The sequence below is a fragment of the Nitrosopumilus sp. genome (genome assembly GCF_025699255.1).
GTDB lineage: Archaea > Thermoproteota > Nitrososphaeria > Nitrososphaerales > Nitrosopumilaceae > Nitrosopumilus.
In genome coordinates this window covers 22,282-39,739 of sequence record NZ_JAILWA010000009.1, presented here as the reverse complement: position 1 = coordinate 39,739, position 17,458 = coordinate 22,282, and the positions used below count along the sequence as shown (strand labels likewise).

The 17,458-nt window shown below is 33.5% G+C and carries 21 protein-coding genes; 8 read left to right on the top strand and 13 right to left on the bottom strand.

What is annotated here, in order from left to right; all coding sequences use genetic code 11:
* Positions 1 to 22: 22 nt before the first annotated feature.
* The 5 genes from K5781_RS08210 to ileS all read right to left on the bottom strand — a co-directional run bounded on the left by K5781_RS08210 (position 23) and on the right by ileS (position 6,362).
* A complete protein-coding gene (locus K5781_RS08210) occupies positions 23 to 940 on the bottom strand; it encodes a CoA-binding protein (RefSeq protein WP_297442700.1) in 918 nt (305 codons plus the stop codon).
* Entirely contained in the window at positions 937 to 2,043 is a 1,107-nt protein-coding gene (locus tag K5781_RS08205) for an ATP-grasp domain-containing protein (protein WP_297442697.1), read from the bottom strand. The genes K5781_RS08210 and K5781_RS08205 overlap by 4 nt, the downstream gene beginning before the upstream one ends.
* A 40-nt stretch (positions 2,044 to 2,083) precedes the next feature.
* Positions 2,084 to 2,413, bottom strand: a complete 330-nt coding sequence (locus tag K5781_RS08200) for a hypothetical protein (RefSeq protein WP_014965470.1) — start codon at positions 2,411 to 2,413, stop codon at positions 2,084 to 2,086.
* Positions 2,414 to 2,527: 114 nt separating this feature from the next.
* Positions 2,528 to 3,112 carry a DNA protection during starvation protein gene (dps, locus tag K5781_RS08195; protein WP_297442693.1) on the bottom strand — a complete coding sequence of 195 codons (585 nt, stop codon included), beginning with the start codon at positions 3,110 to 3,112 and terminating at the stop codon, positions 2,528 to 2,530.
* A gap of 52 nt (positions 3,113 to 3,164) precedes the next feature.
* Positions 3,165 to 6,362: an isoleucine--tRNA ligase gene (gene ileS / locus K5781_RS08190; RefSeq protein ID WP_297442690.1), complete on the bottom strand. Its 3,198-nt coding sequence runs from the start codon at positions 6,360 to 6,362 to the stop codon at positions 3,165 to 3,167.
* An 86-nt stretch (positions 6,363 to 6,448) separates the two neighbouring features.
* On the opposite strand from ileS, the gene purD reads away from it, so the two are divergent.
* Complete coding sequence (gene purD / locus K5781_RS08185; RefSeq protein ID WP_297442687.1) at positions 6,449 to 7,711, top strand: phosphoribosylamine--glycine ligase; 1,263 nt, start codon at positions 6,449 to 6,451, stop codon at positions 7,709 to 7,711.
* Here purD and K5781_RS08180 read toward each other — a convergent pair.
* Positions 7,702 to 8,265, bottom strand: a complete 564-nt coding sequence (locus K5781_RS08180; RefSeq protein WP_297442684.1) for a 5-formyltetrahydrofolate cyclo-ligase — start codon at positions 8,263 to 8,265, stop codon at positions 7,702 to 7,704. The two genes, purD and K5781_RS08180, sit on opposite strands and share 10 nt — an antisense overlap.
* Positions 8,255 to 9,118 (bottom strand): bifunctional 5,10-methylenetetrahydrofolate dehydrogenase/5,10-methenyltetrahydrofolate cyclohydrolase, encoded by an 864-nt coding sequence (locus K5781_RS08175; RefSeq protein WP_297442681.1) that lies wholly within the window; start codon positions 9,116 to 9,118, stop codon positions 8,255 to 8,257. Before K5781_RS08175 ends, K5781_RS08180 begins: the two co-directional genes overlap by 11 nt.
* Before the next feature lie 91 nt (positions 9,119 to 9,209).
* Between K5781_RS08175 and K5781_RS08170 the strand changes: the two genes are divergently transcribed.
* Both K5781_RS08170 and K5781_RS08165 read left to right on the top strand, forming a co-directional pair.
* Positions 9,210 to 9,494 (top strand): antibiotic biosynthesis monooxygenase, encoded by a 285-nt coding sequence (locus K5781_RS08170; protein ID WP_366848160.1) that lies wholly within the window; start codon positions 9,210 to 9,212, stop codon positions 9,492 to 9,494.
* Positions 9,495 to 9,496: 2 nt separating this feature from the next.
* Entirely contained in the window at positions 9,497 to 9,817 is a 321-nt protein-coding gene (locus K5781_RS08165; protein ID WP_297442675.1) for a cupin domain-containing protein, read from the top strand.
* Here K5781_RS08165 and purN read toward each other — a convergent pair.
* Complete coding sequence (purN, locus tag K5781_RS08160; protein WP_297442673.1) at positions 9,814 to 10,431, bottom strand: phosphoribosylglycinamide formyltransferase; 618 nt, start codon at positions 10,429 to 10,431, stop codon at positions 9,814 to 9,816. The two genes, K5781_RS08165 and purN, sit on opposite strands and share 4 nt — an antisense overlap.
* A 76-nt stretch (positions 10,432 to 10,507) precedes the next feature.
* Between purN and K5781_RS08155 the strand changes: the two genes are divergently transcribed.
* A complete protein-coding gene (locus tag K5781_RS08155; RefSeq protein WP_297442670.1) occupies positions 10,508 to 11,470 on the top strand; it encodes an exonuclease in 963 nt (320 codons plus the stop codon).
* On the opposite strand, the gene K5781_RS08150 is transcribed toward K5781_RS08155, so the two are convergent.
* Positions 11,463 to 11,699, bottom strand: coding sequence for a hypothetical protein (locus tag K5781_RS08150; protein WP_297442666.1), 237 nt, complete (start codon positions 11,697 to 11,699; stop codon positions 11,463 to 11,465). The genes K5781_RS08155 and K5781_RS08150 overlap by 8 nt on opposite strands.
* A 201-nt stretch (positions 11,700 to 11,900) precedes the next feature.
* Complete coding sequence (locus tag K5781_RS08145; RefSeq protein ID WP_297442663.1) at positions 11,901 to 13,172, bottom strand: DUF4147 domain-containing protein; 1,272 nt, start codon at positions 13,170 to 13,172, stop codon at positions 11,901 to 11,903.
* Positions 13,173 to 13,224: 52 nt separating this feature from the next.
* On the opposite strand from K5781_RS08145, the gene K5781_RS08140 reads away from it, so the two are divergent.
* The 3 genes from K5781_RS08140 (at position 13,225) to K5781_RS08130 (ending at position 15,659) form a co-directional block, all read left to right on the top strand.
* A complete protein-coding gene (locus K5781_RS08140) occupies positions 13,225 to 14,169 on the top strand; it encodes an iron-containing alcohol dehydrogenase (protein ID WP_297442660.1) in 945 nt (314 codons plus the stop codon).
* Between the two features lie 93 nt (positions 14,170 to 14,262).
* The gene (locus K5781_RS08135) at positions 14,263 to 15,369 is read left to right on the top strand and encodes an LLM class flavin-dependent oxidoreductase (RefSeq protein ID WP_297442657.1); all 1,107 of its coding nucleotides are present in this window, start codon (positions 14,263 to 14,265) and stop codon (positions 15,367 to 15,369) included.
* Positions 15,370 to 15,428: 59 nt separating this feature from the next.
* Positions 15,429 to 15,659 carry a hypothetical protein gene (locus tag K5781_RS08130; protein WP_297442752.1) on the top strand — a complete coding sequence of 77 codons (231 nt, stop codon included), beginning with the start codon at positions 15,429 to 15,431 and terminating at the stop codon, positions 15,657 to 15,659.
* On the opposite strand, the gene K5781_RS08125 is transcribed toward K5781_RS08130, so the two are convergent.
* Both K5781_RS08125 and K5781_RS08120 read right to left on the bottom strand, forming a co-directional pair.
* Complete coding sequence (locus K5781_RS08125; RefSeq protein WP_297442654.1) at positions 15,654 to 16,067, bottom strand: hypothetical protein; 414 nt, start codon at positions 16,065 to 16,067, stop codon at positions 15,654 to 15,656. The genes K5781_RS08130 and K5781_RS08125 overlap by 6 nt on opposite strands.
* Before the next feature lie 209 nt (positions 16,068 to 16,276).
* Complete coding sequence (locus K5781_RS08120) at positions 16,277 to 16,495, bottom strand: hypothetical protein (protein ID WP_297442651.1); 219 nt, start codon at positions 16,493 to 16,495, stop codon at positions 16,277 to 16,279.
* A 76-nt stretch (positions 16,496 to 16,571) separates the two neighbouring features.
* On the opposite strand from K5781_RS08120, the gene K5781_RS08115 reads away from it, so the two are divergent.
* Positions 16,572 to 17,204 (top strand): pyridoxamine 5'-phosphate oxidase family protein, encoded by a 633-nt coding sequence (locus tag K5781_RS08115; RefSeq protein ID WP_297442649.1) that lies wholly within the window; start codon positions 16,572 to 16,574, stop codon positions 17,202 to 17,204.
* 12 nt (positions 17,205 to 17,216) lie between these two features.
* On the opposite strand, the gene K5781_RS08110 is transcribed toward K5781_RS08115, so the two are convergent.
* Positions 17,217 to 17,354 carry a hypothetical protein gene (locus tag K5781_RS08110; RefSeq protein WP_297442646.1) on the bottom strand — a complete coding sequence of 46 codons (138 nt, stop codon included), beginning with the start codon at positions 17,352 to 17,354 and terminating at the stop codon, positions 17,217 to 17,219.
* Positions 17,355 to 17,458 lie beyond the last annotated feature (104 nt).

Sequence of the window (17,458 nt, the reverse complement as noted above, 5' to 3'; positions counted from 1 at the left end):
TCCTTTATCTCTCTCTTTTATTCTAATCGGATTTTTCCATTTTTCCGGCTAGTAACACTGGTACTTCTGCAGGTCTTTTTGCTACTGGAATGTTTGCTTTATTAAACATCGATACTTTGGATTCTGCTGAACCATAGGTTCCCATTACTATTGCTCCTGCATGTCCCATTCTCTTTTCTTTTGGTGCTGCTCTTCCTGCAATGTATGCTACAGTTGGTTTGTTAAATCCACTATCGATAATTCTTTGAGCCAAAATCTCTTCTGAATCTCCACCTATTTCCCCAACTACTACTAATCCTTCCAAATCTGGAATATCTTTGATCATATCAAATGCATCAATTAGTCTTGTACCGTTTACAGGGTCTCCTCCAATACCAATTGTAATGGATTGCCCAAATCCTGAATTTGTTAGTGCATCAGAAATTTCATAAAGCAAAGTTCCACTTTTTGACAACACTGCAATTTTACCTGCCTTAAATGGCATTGGTGGCATAATTCCAATTTTAATTAATTCTGGAATCATTATTCCTGGTGTGTTTGGACCAATAATCACTGCTCCTTTCTTTTTTGCCAAATCTAATGCTTCCATGGTATCTCTGATTGGTACGTGCTCAGGAATTGCAACTAGTAGTTTGATTCCTGCTTCTAATGCATCTTTGGCAGCTGACAAGAAGAATTTTGCTGGAACAAAAATTATTGAAATTTTTGCATCTGTTGCATCTACTGCTTCTTGCATTGTATTGTAAATTGGTACGCTCTCATTCCATGTTTGCCCACCTTTACCTGGTGTGACTCCTGCAACTATGTTGGTTCCATATTCTAACATTTTACCTGCATGCAATGAACCATATGATCCGGTAATTCCTTGAACAATTACTCCTTTGTTGTTATAATCTGATTCTCCTGGTTTTCCTTTTAGTAATCCAAAAATATCTGTCATTTTTTTATCCCCATCACTGCTGCATTAATTGCCTCTTCTACAGAATCAAATATGTTGGTTCTAGAACCATCAAGCATCTCTTTTGCTTTTTCAGATTCTGTTCCTTTTAGTCTGGCAAATACTGGTAAATCAATTAGGTTATCTTCATATGCTTTAAGAAATGCTTCTGCAACTACAGTGGTCTTTACAATTCCTCCGTAGAGGTTTACTAGGATTCCTTTTACTCTGTCTAACTTACTAATCAAAGTCAATGCTTCGTACACTGATTCTGTAGTTGCACCTCCTCCTACATCTAGAAAGCATGCAGGCTTGCCGCCGTTGTCTGATAACATATCTAGTGTTGACATTACTAATCCTGCACCATTTCCAACAACTGCAATGTCTCCATCTAGTTCAACTAGGGAAAACCCACTTTTTTCAGCTTGTTCTTCTATTGCAGTTTTTTCTTGATATTTTTGTAATTCTGGGTGTCTAAAGTTACTATTATCGTCTGTCACAAATTTTCCATCAAGTGCCATGATTGAATCATCTTGCATTATTGCTAATGGATTTATCTCAACTAGCTCTGCTTCTTTTTCAATTGTAAGTTTTGATAATTTCTTTAATGTATCTACAAATTGTTCTGCTGTGTTTCCTTCTAATTCCATCTCTTTTGCAACTTCTCTTGCAAGTTCATCTGAGACTTCTCCTAATCCCACTTCTTTGATGATTTGGTTTTTTACTGATTCAATCTCTACCCCACCTTCAGTAGATGCAATTATTGTATAGCATCTTTTTGAACGGTTCAAAAACAATGATAGATACAGTTCTTTTTTAATATCTGCCATTTTTTCAAGTAAAATTGCTCTTGCTTTTTCTCCTTTAATTGTCAAGTCCATGACTTGAGGATATTTCAACTCAAATTCGTCATCGTTTTGACATTTTTGAATTCCTCCTGCTTTTCCCCTGCCTCCTACAGGCACCTGAATCTTGATTACAAATGGATATCCTAATTCTTTTGCATGCTTTCTGCCTTCTTCTATGTTAGTTGATGAGATACTTTTAAGAAGATTAATTCCATATTCTCGAAATAGTTCTTTAGCCTGAAATTCTAGTAATTGCATGCAAAAATCATGAATTTTACGGTCTTTATTAACTATGATGCTATTTTAATTGCTCATCAAGAAAATCAATCATTTCTAAAAAGCGATCTTTGCTTTTTCTCAACAATTCTTGCGGATACTCTTCAATTGTAAATACAAACTGCTGATGAAAGCTTGGAACTAAAATGCCTCCTGATGTAACCATCTGTTCAATCACATACCCTTTGGTAAGTGTGCAGACAATTTCCTCATAGGACTCTTCCTCTTCTTCTAGTGTTTGTCTATACAGAACAATGGGTCTGTTTGTTTTTGCAACAATGTTTGAACCCTTTTCTAACAGATCTGACAAATGCTGGATTTGCCAAGCATCCAGACTAATCTGTTTTACCATGATATCAATACGTGATTTTTCTATTTAACCGTGATAAAACAACGCATATTCACAACATGTCGTCAATAAAGTCACCTTGATGATGAATTTTAAATAAAGAAAATGATTTGGCACTTATGCCATATCTAATGCTCTAGAATGTTTTCTTGTATGTGGTCTTTCTCCAGCATATTTTCTTCTCATGTGTCCAGACGGTCTTCCGTAGATTAACTCTAGGAACCAAGACTCATGTTCAATCTCTTCAGCCAAGATGTCTTTTGCAATATCGTATGTAGCAGGATCTTTACCTAAAGTCATTTTGCAAATTTTATCCCAATTGACAATTGCACCTTGCTCTGCTTTAAGACATTTTTCTAGAATCGCTTTATGATCTGTTGGATTTGCTGGAAGTTGTAAGAATTCACAGCCAGAAATTTTGATAAATTCTGTTGCATCATTTGGAAGAGATCCACCTAATTGGTAAATTCTCTCAATACATGATTCGAAGTGACTAAGATCCTCTAATCTTGCATCTTCGATAATTCCTTTCAATCCCTCACCTTCCATGCCTGTACAATGTGCTCTAAGATTGGTAAAGTAATAGTACGCAGTAAATTCTACAGCTGCATTTTTGATTAATTCTTTAACCAACTCATCCACATCTAGGCCGTTTTGTTTTAGAACGTTAATTCCAACAACATTTGGTTTTGATTCGGACATTTGCTTATGTCATTTGTGTTTGTAATAAAAATATTCCATTTCTTTCAAAAAATCATTCTACAGAAATTTTGATTTTTTGACCATCAATATCGTCATCTTTGTATTCTTTACAAGTTTCCTCAAAATTCACTTTTTTGACTCGTACAAGAAATGCTAGTTCCTCAGCTTTATCTTTGACCATTTCAAGTGATTCTTCATCAAGTTCTAAAATTGATGCAACTTCTAGAACATCTGTTGGCGTATATCCTCTTTCTTTTCTTAATGTCTGCAGTCTTCTTGCAATGTCTTTGATTAACCCTCTGGCCATCATCTCTTTATTTCTGGATGTTGAAATTAGTACAATGTAGTTGTCTCTTTTTGCCGCTGCAAAATTCTCGCTTGCATCAAAATCTATTGTAAAATCTTCCTTGTCTAATGAAATTATTTCTCCATCTATATTAAAATCATATTTTGATTCTTTTTGCAAAGATGAAATAATTTCTTCTGGATTTGTTTCATTAAATGTTGACACTAATTTTCCCATGTGTTGTTTTGCTTTTGGTCCAATTCTTTTTCTTTCCAGTTCTACGATTCCTTTGATTGGTAATCCTAATTGTTTTAATTCTAGAATTTGTTCAAGACCTGAATCTCTTTTTGTTTCAAAGATAGAAAATTTTTCTACATTTAGTTGAGATTGCAATAACTCTGATAATGATTGTAGTTTTTGTTTCTGTCCTTCTTTAACACAAATTTGTGCTTCATTTAGAGGCCATCTCCTCTTTAGTTTTCCTTTCATTCTTGCAGCAGATGAAATGGATACAACATCTTTCATAATGTCAAATGCTTCTTCAATTTCTTCATTTACCAATGACTCTTGATATGATGGCCATTTGTCAAGTAGGATGCTTTGTTTTCCGGGAAAAACTGTTTGATATAGATGCTCACTTGTAAATGGACAAAATGGATGAATCAGAATATCTAATGTCTTTAGAATTTCACCAAGTACGGCATAAATTGCCAATCTCCTGTTCTTTTTGCCTTCGTCCTCATCCCATAACTCTCCTCTTGTAATTGGGATGTATATTTGACTAATATTGTTGATGATGTAATCATCAATTGCTTTTGCTCCTTCATGAAACTTGCATGTCTGATTTTTTTCAGTTAGTGTTTGAATTAATTTTTGAAGTTTCGATAATAGCCAAATATCTGGTGACGTAAGCAGATTATTTTGTTTTGCCCATTCGATTGTGTTAGTTTGATCAAAATTGTCGTATTGGCTATTTTGTTGAAAGTACAGGTGCAGATTGAATAATGTATTTATCACCTGGTATGGTCTTGACATTAATTCATCAGTACTGAAACTTAGCGGTTCGATTGGGCTTGCCTTCCACATAAAGTAGAATCTTACCAAATCTGCAGGATATTTTTGAAGCAATTCTGCTCCTTCCAATACATTGCCTTTGCTTTTGCTCATTTTACCTCCTTTCTCATCAAGCACATGTCCTTGAAACAAGAATGCCTTGTATGGCGGTGTTGCTGTGTTATTCAAAATTACATTTTCAATTAACAATGTATATGCCCATCCTCTAGTCTGATCAATTCCTTCTGTAAAGAATGGTGCGGGAATTTCGTTTGCATACTCTTCATCTGTTAATGATGAATATGGAGCTGAACCACTATTGTGCCATGTATCTAAGACGTATTCTTCTCTTTTTGTGTTGACACTGCTGCATTTTTTGCATTTTACTGTAATGTTATCAATCCATGGTCTATGTAATTCAAAGTCTGGTCCATCTGGCAATTTATCTGCAGCATCTACAATATCTTTTCTTGTAAAGAACCAATTCTTTTCACCACAATCCTCGCAATTCCAAACTGGTAGTGGACATCCCCATATCCTTTCTCTAGATATACACCATGGGTGTCTCTCTTTTATGATTCCGAGAAATCTATTCTTTGGTTGCTCAAAATAATATTCTACACTTTCTGCTGCATCAATTGCTTTGTTTTCTAGTCTATCTAATTTGTAAAACCATCCTCTGCGGGCAAGCCATACTATTGGATGGTGTGACCTCCAACAAAGTGGGTATTTGTGCTTGATCTTGCCTATTTTTACTAAAGCATTATGACCTTTTAGATCCTCTACTATCGTCCTGTCTGCATCTCTGACAAACATTCCTTGATACTTTCCAGCCTTGTCTGTGAATTTTACTTCGTCATCAATTGGACTAAAAATTTTGACTTTTCTTTTATTTGCAATTTTGATATCTTCTTCACCGTTTGCAGGTGATAGATGTACAAGTCCACTACCTGTACTTGCATCTACAAATGTTTCAGATACTGCAACATGATAATTATCTAATTTTGAAATTTCATCTAATTCTGGAATTAAATCTAATAGTGGATGGATGTATTTCTTTCCTTCAAATTCAGAACCTTTTACCGTGTTGATAATTTTATAATCTTCAATTTTTAATTCTGTCATTAATTCTTCTAATCTAGTTTTTCCAATGACCCATGTTTCGTTTTCAACTTTAACATAAGCATAATCTTCTTCGGGTTGTAATCCTACCATTGCATCTGTAACCAGTGTAAATGGCATTGTTGTCCATACAATCAAAAATGCATCTTCATTCACTAGTTTTACTTTGTAGTATAGTGAAGGGTCTTTGACTTCTTCATACCCTTGATTCACTTCTGCATGACTAAGTGATGTTTGGCAACTTGGACAATATGCAATAACTGTAAAATCTTCTTCTAAAATTTTATTTTCATATGCTTTTTTGAGCACTTGCCATTCTCTTTCTATGAACTCGTCTCTAAAAGTCCAATATGCTTTTTCATGATTAAATGACATCCCAAGCATCTCATCTACTTCTACCCATGTTTTGTTGAATTTCTCTACAACTTTTTTACATTCTGAAACTATTCTTTCTACTCCGAATTCTTTGATTGCTTCAGTTTTTCCACCTGTGACTCCAAGCTCTTTTTCTACCTGCAATTCTACTGGTAGACCTTGTGTGTCCCATCCACCGTTAAATTCAATTTTTTTGCCCTGTAGTGTGTTGAATCTGTACCACAAATCTTTGATCACCCTGCCTCTAAGGTGTCCTGCATGGGGAATTCCATTCATGGTTGGAGGACCTTCAATAAATCGAATTTTTTCTGGTTTATCTGATGCAAAAATTTGTTTTTCTAAATCTATGGTTTTGATGTATTCTTTTACTTGAGATTCGATTGCTTTTGCATCAAATTTGGCAGAAAGTTCCATCTGGATTTTGATATCTTTGTGGCATTATAAAGCTAAATTGATTTTATGAGACTTGGATTATATAATTGGCCAAAAGATAATTTTTGTTGGTAAATGTATTAGTTGTTGGTTCTGGAGGACGAGAACATGCATTGTCTTGGAAATTATCTCAAAGCAACAAAGTTGAAACTGTCTTTACTGCACCTGGAAATGGTGGGACTCAAAACAATGTCCAAATTGATGTAAATGATTTAGACGGGCTAGCAAATTTCGCTCAAAAAAATAATTGTTTTACTGTTGTTGGACCTGAAGATCCACTGGCTGCAGGAATTGTTGACAAATTCAACAAGTTAAATCTCAAAATATTTGGACCTTCTCAAAAGGCCGCTCAACTTGAATCAAGTAAGATATGGGCAAAGAACTTTATGAAACGAAATAACATACCAACTGCACGTTTTGAAATATTTGATGATGCTCAAAAAGCTCGAGATTATGTTGCCTCGCTTGATTACAATGTCGTTGTAAAGGCAGATGGATTGGCAGCTGGTAAGGGTGTAATTGTTTGTAATAGTACTGATGAGGCATTTTCTGCAATTCAGACAATTTTAATTAAAAAAACCTTTGGCGATGCTGGAAATAGAATAATTATTGAGGAGAGAATTGATGGCATAGAAGCCTCCTACATTGCACTATCTGATGGTGACGTGGCAATCCCCATGGCTTCAAGTCAAGATCATAAGAGAATTTTTGATAATGATGAGGGTCCTAACACTGGTGGGATGGGTGCATATTCTCCTACTCCTATAGTTGATGAAAAATTGGCTAAAATAATTCAAGAAGAAATTATTGAAAAAACAATCAATGCTATGAAAAATGAGGGAATTTTATTCAAGGGATTTTTGTATGCTGGAATTATGATTAGGGATGGACAACCATATGTTTTAGAATACAATGTTCGAATGGGTGATCCTGAATGTCAACCAATTACTATGAGAATGGATTTTGATTTGTATGATTACTTTGTTGCAAGTGTCAATGGCACTTTATCTTCATTACCTCCTGCTTTATGGAAATCACAATCTGCAGTATGCGTAGTTCTTGCATCTAAAGGATATCCTGAATCATATTCAAAAAATGATGAAATAACTGGATTTGATTCTATTCCAAACAATGCTTTTGTTTTTCATGCTGGTACAAAAAAATCTGATGGAAAAATTCTTTCAAATGGAGGACGTGTATTAGGAGTGACTGCTCTTGGTGATACTTTGGATTCTGCTATAACCAATGCATATGTAGCAGCAGAAAAAATTTCATGGTCTCAAAAATACAATAGAAAAGATATTGGCCAAAAAGGTCTTTCTTATCTCTGAGTTTGAAGCATTTTGTCTTCAGTGACTATCCAATCAATCAAAATGTCGTGATCTGATTTTGGAATATTTTTTACAATTTGTTTTTCTAGTGTAATGGAAATGGTTGTAGTTTTATTTTCGGCTAAAAACTTGTCATAAAATCCATGACCGTAACCCAGCCTGACTCCTTTTGGTGATATGCCTACTGTTGGAACTATGATCACATCTAGATTGTTCTCTACCGGACAATCTTCTTTTGGTTCCATTATGTCAAAACTACCGTGTTCTAGGCTTGAAAAATCAACAATTTTTCTAAATTCCATTTTTTCTCCAATTACTTTGGGCAAAAAAACCTCTTTTCCCTGACTGAGTAACTCTTGGATGATGTCTTGTGTAAATATCTCGCTTCCAATTGGATAGTACGCCCCAATTTTTTTGGCATTTTTAAATGCATAAATTTTATTTAATCTTTTTTGGATCTTCTCACTTGCAATCTTCATTAAATCAAATGATGTGTTGTCTCTCTTCTCTAATAGAAGATTTCTGAGAGATTCTTTTTCTGGATTATTTTCCAATTTGACTACTCAATGACGCTGCTGTGATTGTATTTTTTAACAGCATTGCAACTGTCATAGGTCCAACTCCCCCTGGAACTGGCGATGCAAAAGATGCCTTTTGAATAATCTCATCATAATCTGCATCTCCTACCAATTTTTCTTGAAATCTTGAAATTGCTACATCAATTACCACTGCTCCTTCTTTTATCATTTCAGATGTCAATTTGAATTTGGTTCTATCTCCGACTGCTGTAATTATGATATCTGCTGCTTGACATAATTCAGTTAGATTTTTGGTTTTTGAATGACATGTTTGAACTGTCGCATTTTTTTCTAGTAACAAATGATATAGTGGCTTTCCCACAAGATTACTTCTGTTTATCAAAACTACGTTTTTTCCTTCCAAATCAATATTGTGATAGTCAAACATTTCCATTACTCCTGATGGAGTACATGCAACAAGTGCTGCTTTTTTCATTCCGAGCAATCCTGCATTATGTGGAGTTAGACCATCAACGTCTTTTAGAGGTGAAATTCTTGAAATGGTTGCAAACTCATCTAATTGATTTGGTAGTGGTAATTGAACCAAAATTCCATGTACTGAGTTATCTGCATTTAACTCATCAATAATTTTTGTTAAATCTGACTGTGTGATATTTGCATCTAGTTTATGATCTTTAGTTATTATTCCTACTTCTTCACATGCTTTGTGTTTGTTTCTCACATATGTTGCAGAAGCTGGATTGTCTCCCACCAAAACTGTGGCTAAACAAGGCATTATTCCTTGATTTTTTAACTCCTCTGTGGCTTTTTTGACTCTTTCTTTGACTGATTGGGCAATGATTTTACCATCTATTTTTACTCCTACCATACTCTGTTTTTGATTTGTAGATATTTAATTCTTGGAATTCTTTGTGGAAATCTTAGAAAAGAAATTAAATGGTAATTTTTCTAGTCATGTCATGTTTGTAATGATTGCAGATATTCAACTCAAAGATGGGGCTGAAGAAGATTTCAAAAAATGGTTTGCAGAATCAAACAAAGTTTTGTCTGGTTTTCCAGGATTCATTTCAAGAAAATTCTTAAAATCTTCTGACGGAAGTTATAGAATTTTGGTAGAGCATGAGAGTAAAGAGACTTTCATCAAAATGCATCAAAGTCCTGAACATGAAAAAATTCATCCAACTGGACATTCTTTTATGAGTGCTGATCCTCAAAGAAAAACATACACCGTAGCTGCTGAATAAAATTGAAACTAGAGTATGATTTAGATACATATCTCAAAAAAATCAAAAACAGTAGTTCTTATTTTCATACTTTTATAAATAAATATAGTTTAGCTGCAGGAATTTTAGTTTTAAAACCTGGAGAAGAAGATACTCAAACTCCTCATGATAGTGATGAAGTTTATTACATTATTTCCGGAAATGGATTTTTACGAATTAAAGATAAAGATTACAAAGTTTCAAAAGATAAACTATTTTTTGTAGCTAAAGATGTTGAACATTTTTTTCATGGAAATACAAAAGAACTCAAAGTATTGTATTTTTTTGGCGGCCCTGACTCTTAACCTATGATTGTTTTTCTACCTGAAACTCTGATTTTTTTTCGTGCAAACAAATTTACTGCTTCAGGATAAATTCGATGTTCTTCTTTTAGGATTTTTTTAGATAATGACTCTTCTGTATCTTTTTCATTAATTTTTACTGTTGCTTGAATAATTACGGGTCCTGTATCCATTCCTGTGTCTACAAAATGAACTGTACATCCTGAAACTTTGGATCCATATTCTAATGCTTGTTTTTGGGAATCTAATCCTGGAAATGCTGGTAATAATGCAGGATGAATGTTGATAATTCTATTTTTGTATTTCTTTACAAATTCAGGACTAATTATCCTCATAAATCCTGCAAGACATACAAGACCATTTCTTGGTGTAACTCCATATTTTGTTAAAGTTGAAATAATTTTTTTATCATATTCTGCTCTTGTTCCTTTGAATCCTTTACTTTCAACAATTTCTACAGGAACTCCTATCTTTTGAGCAATTTTCAATCCTTTAGCATCTGGTTTGTTTGAAATTACTATTGCTGGGTTGATTGGTATTTTCTTTTTCTTAATTGCCTTTAAGATCGATTCCATGTTGCTCCCGCGCCCTGAGATTAGAATTCCTAGATTTAGCAACTAGTCAATAGTAGATCAAACCTGCAATTTATATCAAATCCGTCAAGCATTATTTTTATTGCCTAGAAAAGTTAGGATGACGAAAAATGGAATCCTGTGCGAAGTTGGCGAAAAACGAGTTAATTTAGATCCTAAAAATAGTGATTCTGCAGGAATCAACTTTGTTTCTCATGCACACTCTGATCATCTTCCATCCAAAAATGGTGGAACAATTCTTTCTTCAATTGAAACAAATGAGATTGCAAATCTGAGAGGATTCAAAATGCTAAATCATGTGGATTCTCTTGATGACTTTTCTTTAATTGATAGTGGTCATATTCTTGGTGCAAAGGGATTGCTATTTGATGATATTTTCTATACTGGAGATATTTGTACTAGAGATAGAGGCTTTCTAAAAGGTGCAAAAATTCCAAAATGTAGGACTCTAATTACTGAATGCACTTTTGGATTACCTGAATTCATTTTTCCCAAATTGGAGGATACTCTAAAACAAGTAAATGAATTGATTTCTGAACTATATGGGAAAGGGATTCCTGTTATTTTGATGGGCTATCAACTAGGAAAAGCTCAAACCATAACTCAGTTTTTTGGACATTGGGGGCCTTTGTATCTACATGATTCCATAAAAGACATGAATTCCCTTCATCAAAGATTTGGTGTTTCATTACCTGATGGAATTGGACATTCTGAAGCTGAAAAAAATGGTTTGTTAGAAAAAAAACCTTGGATAATGATTGCGCCAATGTTGTCAAGTAAAAATAAATTTGTTCAAGACATGAAATCAAAATATGGGGCAGTAACAATTGGATTTAGTGGTTGGGCCCAATCAACAAAATTTTCTTTTGGAAGAAGAACTGATTATTCTATCCCTATGAGTGATCATTGTGATTACGATGAATTAATTGATATGGTGATAAAATCAGAAGCTGAACAAGTTTATACCATCCATGGATTTGTAGATGAATTTGCTGAAGATTTAAGGAAACGCGGCATTAGTGCACAACCTTTACTTGAAAATTCTTTAGATGATTTTACTTAGTAAATTCCCCACACTCACAATCTTCTACTAAACATGTTTCAGAATTTCTAATGTGATCATGTGAGAAATGTTTACAGTTTTTATTTTTACATATTCTTCTTTGAGCTTCTTTCTGTACTACTGCTTGAGCAATTTCATTTGCCTTATCTTTACTGTATCCTTTTTTATCAATATAGAAATGAACTACTCTGTTGTATAGCATCTCTGGATTGAATTGCTTCTCTAACAATACTGTCTCCTGCTATTTCCTCTTCTAAAACTTGATCCTTTATGGCAGTCACATTTACAAGATTCATCATTACAAAATCCTTGATTCTTTTTCATCATATTGTCAGTACGGTTTTATTATATTTGAAGGACTCTTCTTTCTGAATAACCATTTGTTTAATCTTATTCGAAAAAATATGTTATTTTTTAGTAAATTCTAGAATTATCTCAAAATTACGCCTATATCCATTAGATTTGTATGAGTGGCATTAGTAACGATGTTGCCTTTTTGTTTTTGAAAGAATCTTCCAGAATCACTGTTTTTGAGAAATTCTTTCATCATTGATAAATCCACTTTTACATTCTCCGTAATCGCTCCTGCAAAAACTGAATTGCCATCTATTCCATCTGTCCCAATTGAGGCGATAACTATTTTTTTTAATTTTTGAGAATTTTTTAATAGCCGTAAAACTAATTCTTGATTTCTTCCTCCCATTCCTTTACCTAACACTTTGACTGTTGGCTCTCCTCCAAAAAGTATACATGTTTTTTCTTCATCAGAAATTTTTTCAATAATTTTTGTTACTGCTTCTTTAATGTCTCCAAATAATTTCAAAGTAGTTATCTTGTATCCTTTTTCTTTTGCTTTAACTTTCATGGCTTGCAAGCAATCCTTGTTACTTGCAACAACAAAATTCTCAATTTTAGGCTTTGATATTTCATTGGTACTGTTTTTGCCTTTTTCTAAAACATCTAAAACTTCTTGTGGCATTTTCCAACGAATTTTGTATTTGTTAATGACTTCTAAAGCATCTGAGTATGTTGTGTTATCCATGTATGTAGTTCCAGACGCAATTGATGATAGATCATCTCCTTCTACATCTGACATCACTAAACTTACTCCTTCACATTTCATATTTTCCACCAATCTGCCTCCTTTGATTTTTGATAGATGTTTTCTAATACAATTAAACTCTTGAATTGTGGCTCCTGATTTTAGCAGTACATCTGTCACGTGCACTTTATCCTCTAGAGTAATTCCATCTGGCATTGCAAGTAATGATGAGCCTCCTCCAGATACTAGAAAAATTATTAATTCTCCACTCTTTTTATTTTGTACAAATTTCATGACCTCTTTGGCTGCTTTTACACTTGTTTTGTCTGGTTTTGGGTGTCTGGAATTAAAAATCTGAAATTTTTTCCCCTTGATAATGGATTTTGAGCCTTTGGGAATAACGATAATTCCACTTTTTATTGGAACTATTGCATTTAGTGCTCTAGTCATAGAATCTCCTGCTTTGCCAAACGCTACTGAATAAATATTCGAATATTTCTCTAGATTGAAAATTTTCCCATTTATTTTGATTTTATTAGGTGTAACATATTTTGGAAGAATATTTTCTGGATTTGCTGCTTGCAACCCTTCTTCTAAAATTTCTAGACAATCTTTTTTCTTTTCAGAAGTTGCCAAATCATCAAAATTTTGGATTATCATACAGTCATTCACTAATGCAAGATATAATAATAATCAATGATGCTTCTGATTTATGCAAACAGTACGCATTCCAAAAGTTATCAACTTTGGAGAAAATGCACTTGGTGAAACAGAATATCCTAAAAATGCATTAATTGTCACTACGGTTCCTCCAGAACTTTCTGACAAATGGATTGCAAGAATGGGAATTCAGGATTATATGCTGTATGATCAAGTAAAACCTGAACCATCAATTGATGATGTCAATGCTGTTATTTCACAATTCAAAGACAAAAATCCATCTGTCTTGATTGGACTCGGTGGTGGAAGTTCTATGGATGTAGTAAAATATGCTGCACCTGAGATGAAAAAAGATAAGATCTTAATTCCTACAACCTTTGGAACCGGAGCTGAAATGACAACTTATTGTGTTCTCAAATTTGATGGTAAAAAGAAATTGTTACGTGAAGACAGATTCTTAGCTGACATGGCAGTAGTTGATTCATATTTTATGGATGGAACTCCTGAACAAGTCATTAAAAATTCTGTATGTGATGCATGTGCTCAAGCAACCGAAGGCTATGATAGTAAACTCGGTAATGACTTGACTAGAACTCTGTGTAAGCAAGCATTTGAGATTCTTTATGATGCAATTATGAATGACAAACCAGAAAACTATCCTTATGGATCAATGCTTTCTGGAATGGGATTTGGTAATTGTTCTACAACTCTTGGACATGCATTGTCCTATGTGTTCTCAAATGAAGGTGTACCTCATGGCTATTCCTTGTCATCTTGTACTACCGTGGCACACAAACATAACAAATCAATCTTCTATGATAGATTCAAAGAAGCAATGGACAAACTTGGATTTGATAAATTAGAACTCAAAGCCGATGTTTCTGAAGCTGCTGATACTGTCATGACAGATAAAGGTCATTTAGATCCAAACCCAATTCCGATATCTAAAGAAGATGTTGTAAAATGTCTTGAAGATATCAAAGCAGGTAATTTGTAAAAAATCTAATATTTTTTACTTTTTTTCTATTTTCTTGATAAACTGCGAAATTGGCAGCTTGATTAAACTTTTTATTCTAATACTCTGACGTACATGTACTTGAGCGATAAAAAAATAAAATTTGGAATTCAAAACGGCCTAAATGTTGCAAGGGCTGGCTACACAGAAGACCAAATCTTGACTGCATGTATGCTTGCTGATAAAACTGGTTATGATTCAATTTTCTATATGGACCACACAAATGTTCCACAATGGAAAAATGCCACAGTTCTTGATCCATGGGTTATGTTATCTGCAATTGCAGCTGTTACTAATAATGTAGAATTAGGAACTTGTGTCACTGATGCCATACGAAGACATCCTTCCAACATTGCTTTAGCTGCAATTACTCTTGATAGAGTGTCTAAAGGCAGGGCTATCTTGGGAATTGGTGCAGGTGAAGCTCAAAATCTAAAAGAGTTTTGTATTCCATTTGAAAAACCAGTTTCAAAATGGGAAGAACAAATTGAAACTATTCATACTTTATATCAATCAACACCTGATAACACTGTTGATTATAAGGGAAAATATTATCAGCTAGAAGGAGCATGTTTACAAGCTCCTCCAATTAGAAAACCACGTCCTCCTACATACATGGCATCTGGTGGTAAACGTACTCTTGCATTAACTGGAAAACTTGGTGATGGTTGGTTGCCTATAGGTTATACTCCTGAGCTTTTCGAAGATCATAAAAAACAAATCGAAGTTTCAATGGATACTAATAACAGAACCCAAGAGGAAAAAGATAATTTCCAGTTTGCACTGGACATTGATGTTTATTTCTCTGATGATGCAGAAGCTTCTTGGGCTAAAATGAAAGAGGCTGTAAAAGTTAGTTTGTTCAAGCCTGAAGTTTTGAGGGTTCATGGATTAAAAGAAATTGAAGGATTTGATTTTGTAAAATACTTTACAGAATATTCAATGTCTGATCAAAGTTGGATTGTAAAGATGAGAGAAGCTGCAACAAAAATCCCTGATCCTGTTGCTCGTTCATCTACTGCAGTTGGAACTCCTGAAGATATGATTCCAACATTTGAACGATTCATGGATGCTGGTGTTAATCACTTCGTAATCAGATTCTGGGGTAAAAATTACTTTGGCTCTATTGATAAATTTGCCAGTCATGTAATGCCTGCATTACGTGAAAAAGCCAAACAATAAGACGTTCTTTACAATAACATACAGCAAATCATTTAGACCACTAAGATATTCTATGTATGATGGATGACGACCTCCCTGAATCAGTAAAAAAATGTCTGGATATTTTAGAAGAAAATGTGGAAATTTTGGCAAATTTAGAATATGATTTAGAAGATGAAAAAGAGGACGAATTAATTCCTGATATGGAACTTCATAATTTGTATGATATGACTGAGGATGTTGCTGAATCTGCGAAACTAAAACGAGCCGAATCTAATTTTACTCGACGACAAGCTGAAGATTCATTATGATTTATGTGGTCTTTTTTTCTTTGTAAAAGATTTTGCCCTGCGTTTGTTTTTTTGTTTCTCTAATCTTTTTCTAGTACGTTCGGTGGCATTTGTTGAACCTTGTATGATTTTTGTTTTACTGCCGTCTCTTAACATAATCTCTTTACCTTTAAAGCGAAATTCTACATCCCTACATTTTATGTAATATTTTCTGAGACAAAAAAATATTCTATTGTTTGTTCCATGCATTTCTTTGACTTCTTTTGATTTTTTTAATTCATTTAGGATATTTCTGAGTAATCCTTTATCGATGTCTGTAATTCTATGTAATTCCCTAAACCAAATGAATTTTGATTCTGAACCCCATTCTTCTAGAATATTCAAAACTATTTCTGTTGCCTCTTCTCGTTCTTCATCAATTTCATTCATTTTCTTCTATTAATTTCTCCTAAATTTAGCAATTTAGATTAATGAAGAATTTGGATGAAAAAAGTCAAGTTTTAGAATGTTTATTGCTTTTGATAATTTTGGTGATTGGAATCTATGACCAATGAATTCAAAACAGAATGCGATGATTTAGAATGTAGGATTTTAGAAATTCAGGCAATGGCTAAAGAATTAGACGAAGAGGAATAATTCTATTTTTTTGTTTTTCTTTCCTTTATTCTGGACTTTGTAACCTTTACTGTTTGTTTTTGATTGTTCTCCATCTTAGTTGCTATCGAATCTATTTGTTTGATAATTTTTGCCTGCGTTTCTGAAGAATTTGCTTTTAATAATTTCTTTTTTAATTTTTTTAGTTGACTAGTATATGCCTCAAAATCTTCTCGTAATTCATTTAGATATGGATCATTCATTATACTTTTTTATTTTTGTTGTATTTTAGAAGTTTCTATACTCTGGATTTATAATATTATTTGATTCCATTACTTTATGCAACTAACAGGTGTCCTTCAAATCAAATCTTATGAAAAAATTAAAGAATTTTTGAATGAGGAACATGTTGGACGTTTAGCAAGTTTAGATGAGAATGGATATCCTCAGATAATTCCTATGAACTTTGTTTTTTTAAATGATGCAATTTACATGCATTCTCATGTAAGAGGCGAAAAATTAGAAAATATATCTAGAATAAATAAAGTTGGATTTGAAGCTGATAGAGAATTAGAATTCCTGCCTTCTTATTTTGAGGATCCACACAACGCCTCTCTTGCAGATACATTATACATCAGTGTTGTAATAAAAGGCGAAGGAATTCTTGTATCTGATAGAAATGAAAAAACTCTTGCACTAAATGGATTAATGAAAAAATATCAACCTGAAGGACAATATGACCCAATTCAATCTGATATGCGTGTTTTAGATGCTGTAAGTGTCATCAAAGTAATCCCTCAAACTCTTCATGGAAAATACAAAATCGGACAACACATGAGATCTGCAGATAGAATGACTCTTGCACAAAAAATACTAAAGAGAAATTCTCCTTCTGCATTAAGTACTTTGAAAATTATGGGCTTTGAGGTAACTGAGAATGGTTTGAAAATGATTGATGAGCCTGTTTGGTAATTTTTATTTGATTTAGATATTATCCATCTTTACTCTGTTCTTGTTTGCATGTTCTTTGAATTTTTTAAGAAATTCGTTTGTTTTGAGTTTTAATTCTATCATAATTTCCTGCTCTGTTTCTCTAAGTTCTTTATCTACATCCTCGTCCATTTTGAGCACTTTTTATTTTTTAGAATGTAGATTTAAAATAATATCTAATTTCCCAAATTTAGTACTATGTTTACTTGTAGTCTTAATTGTGTAAGCGTTAGCTA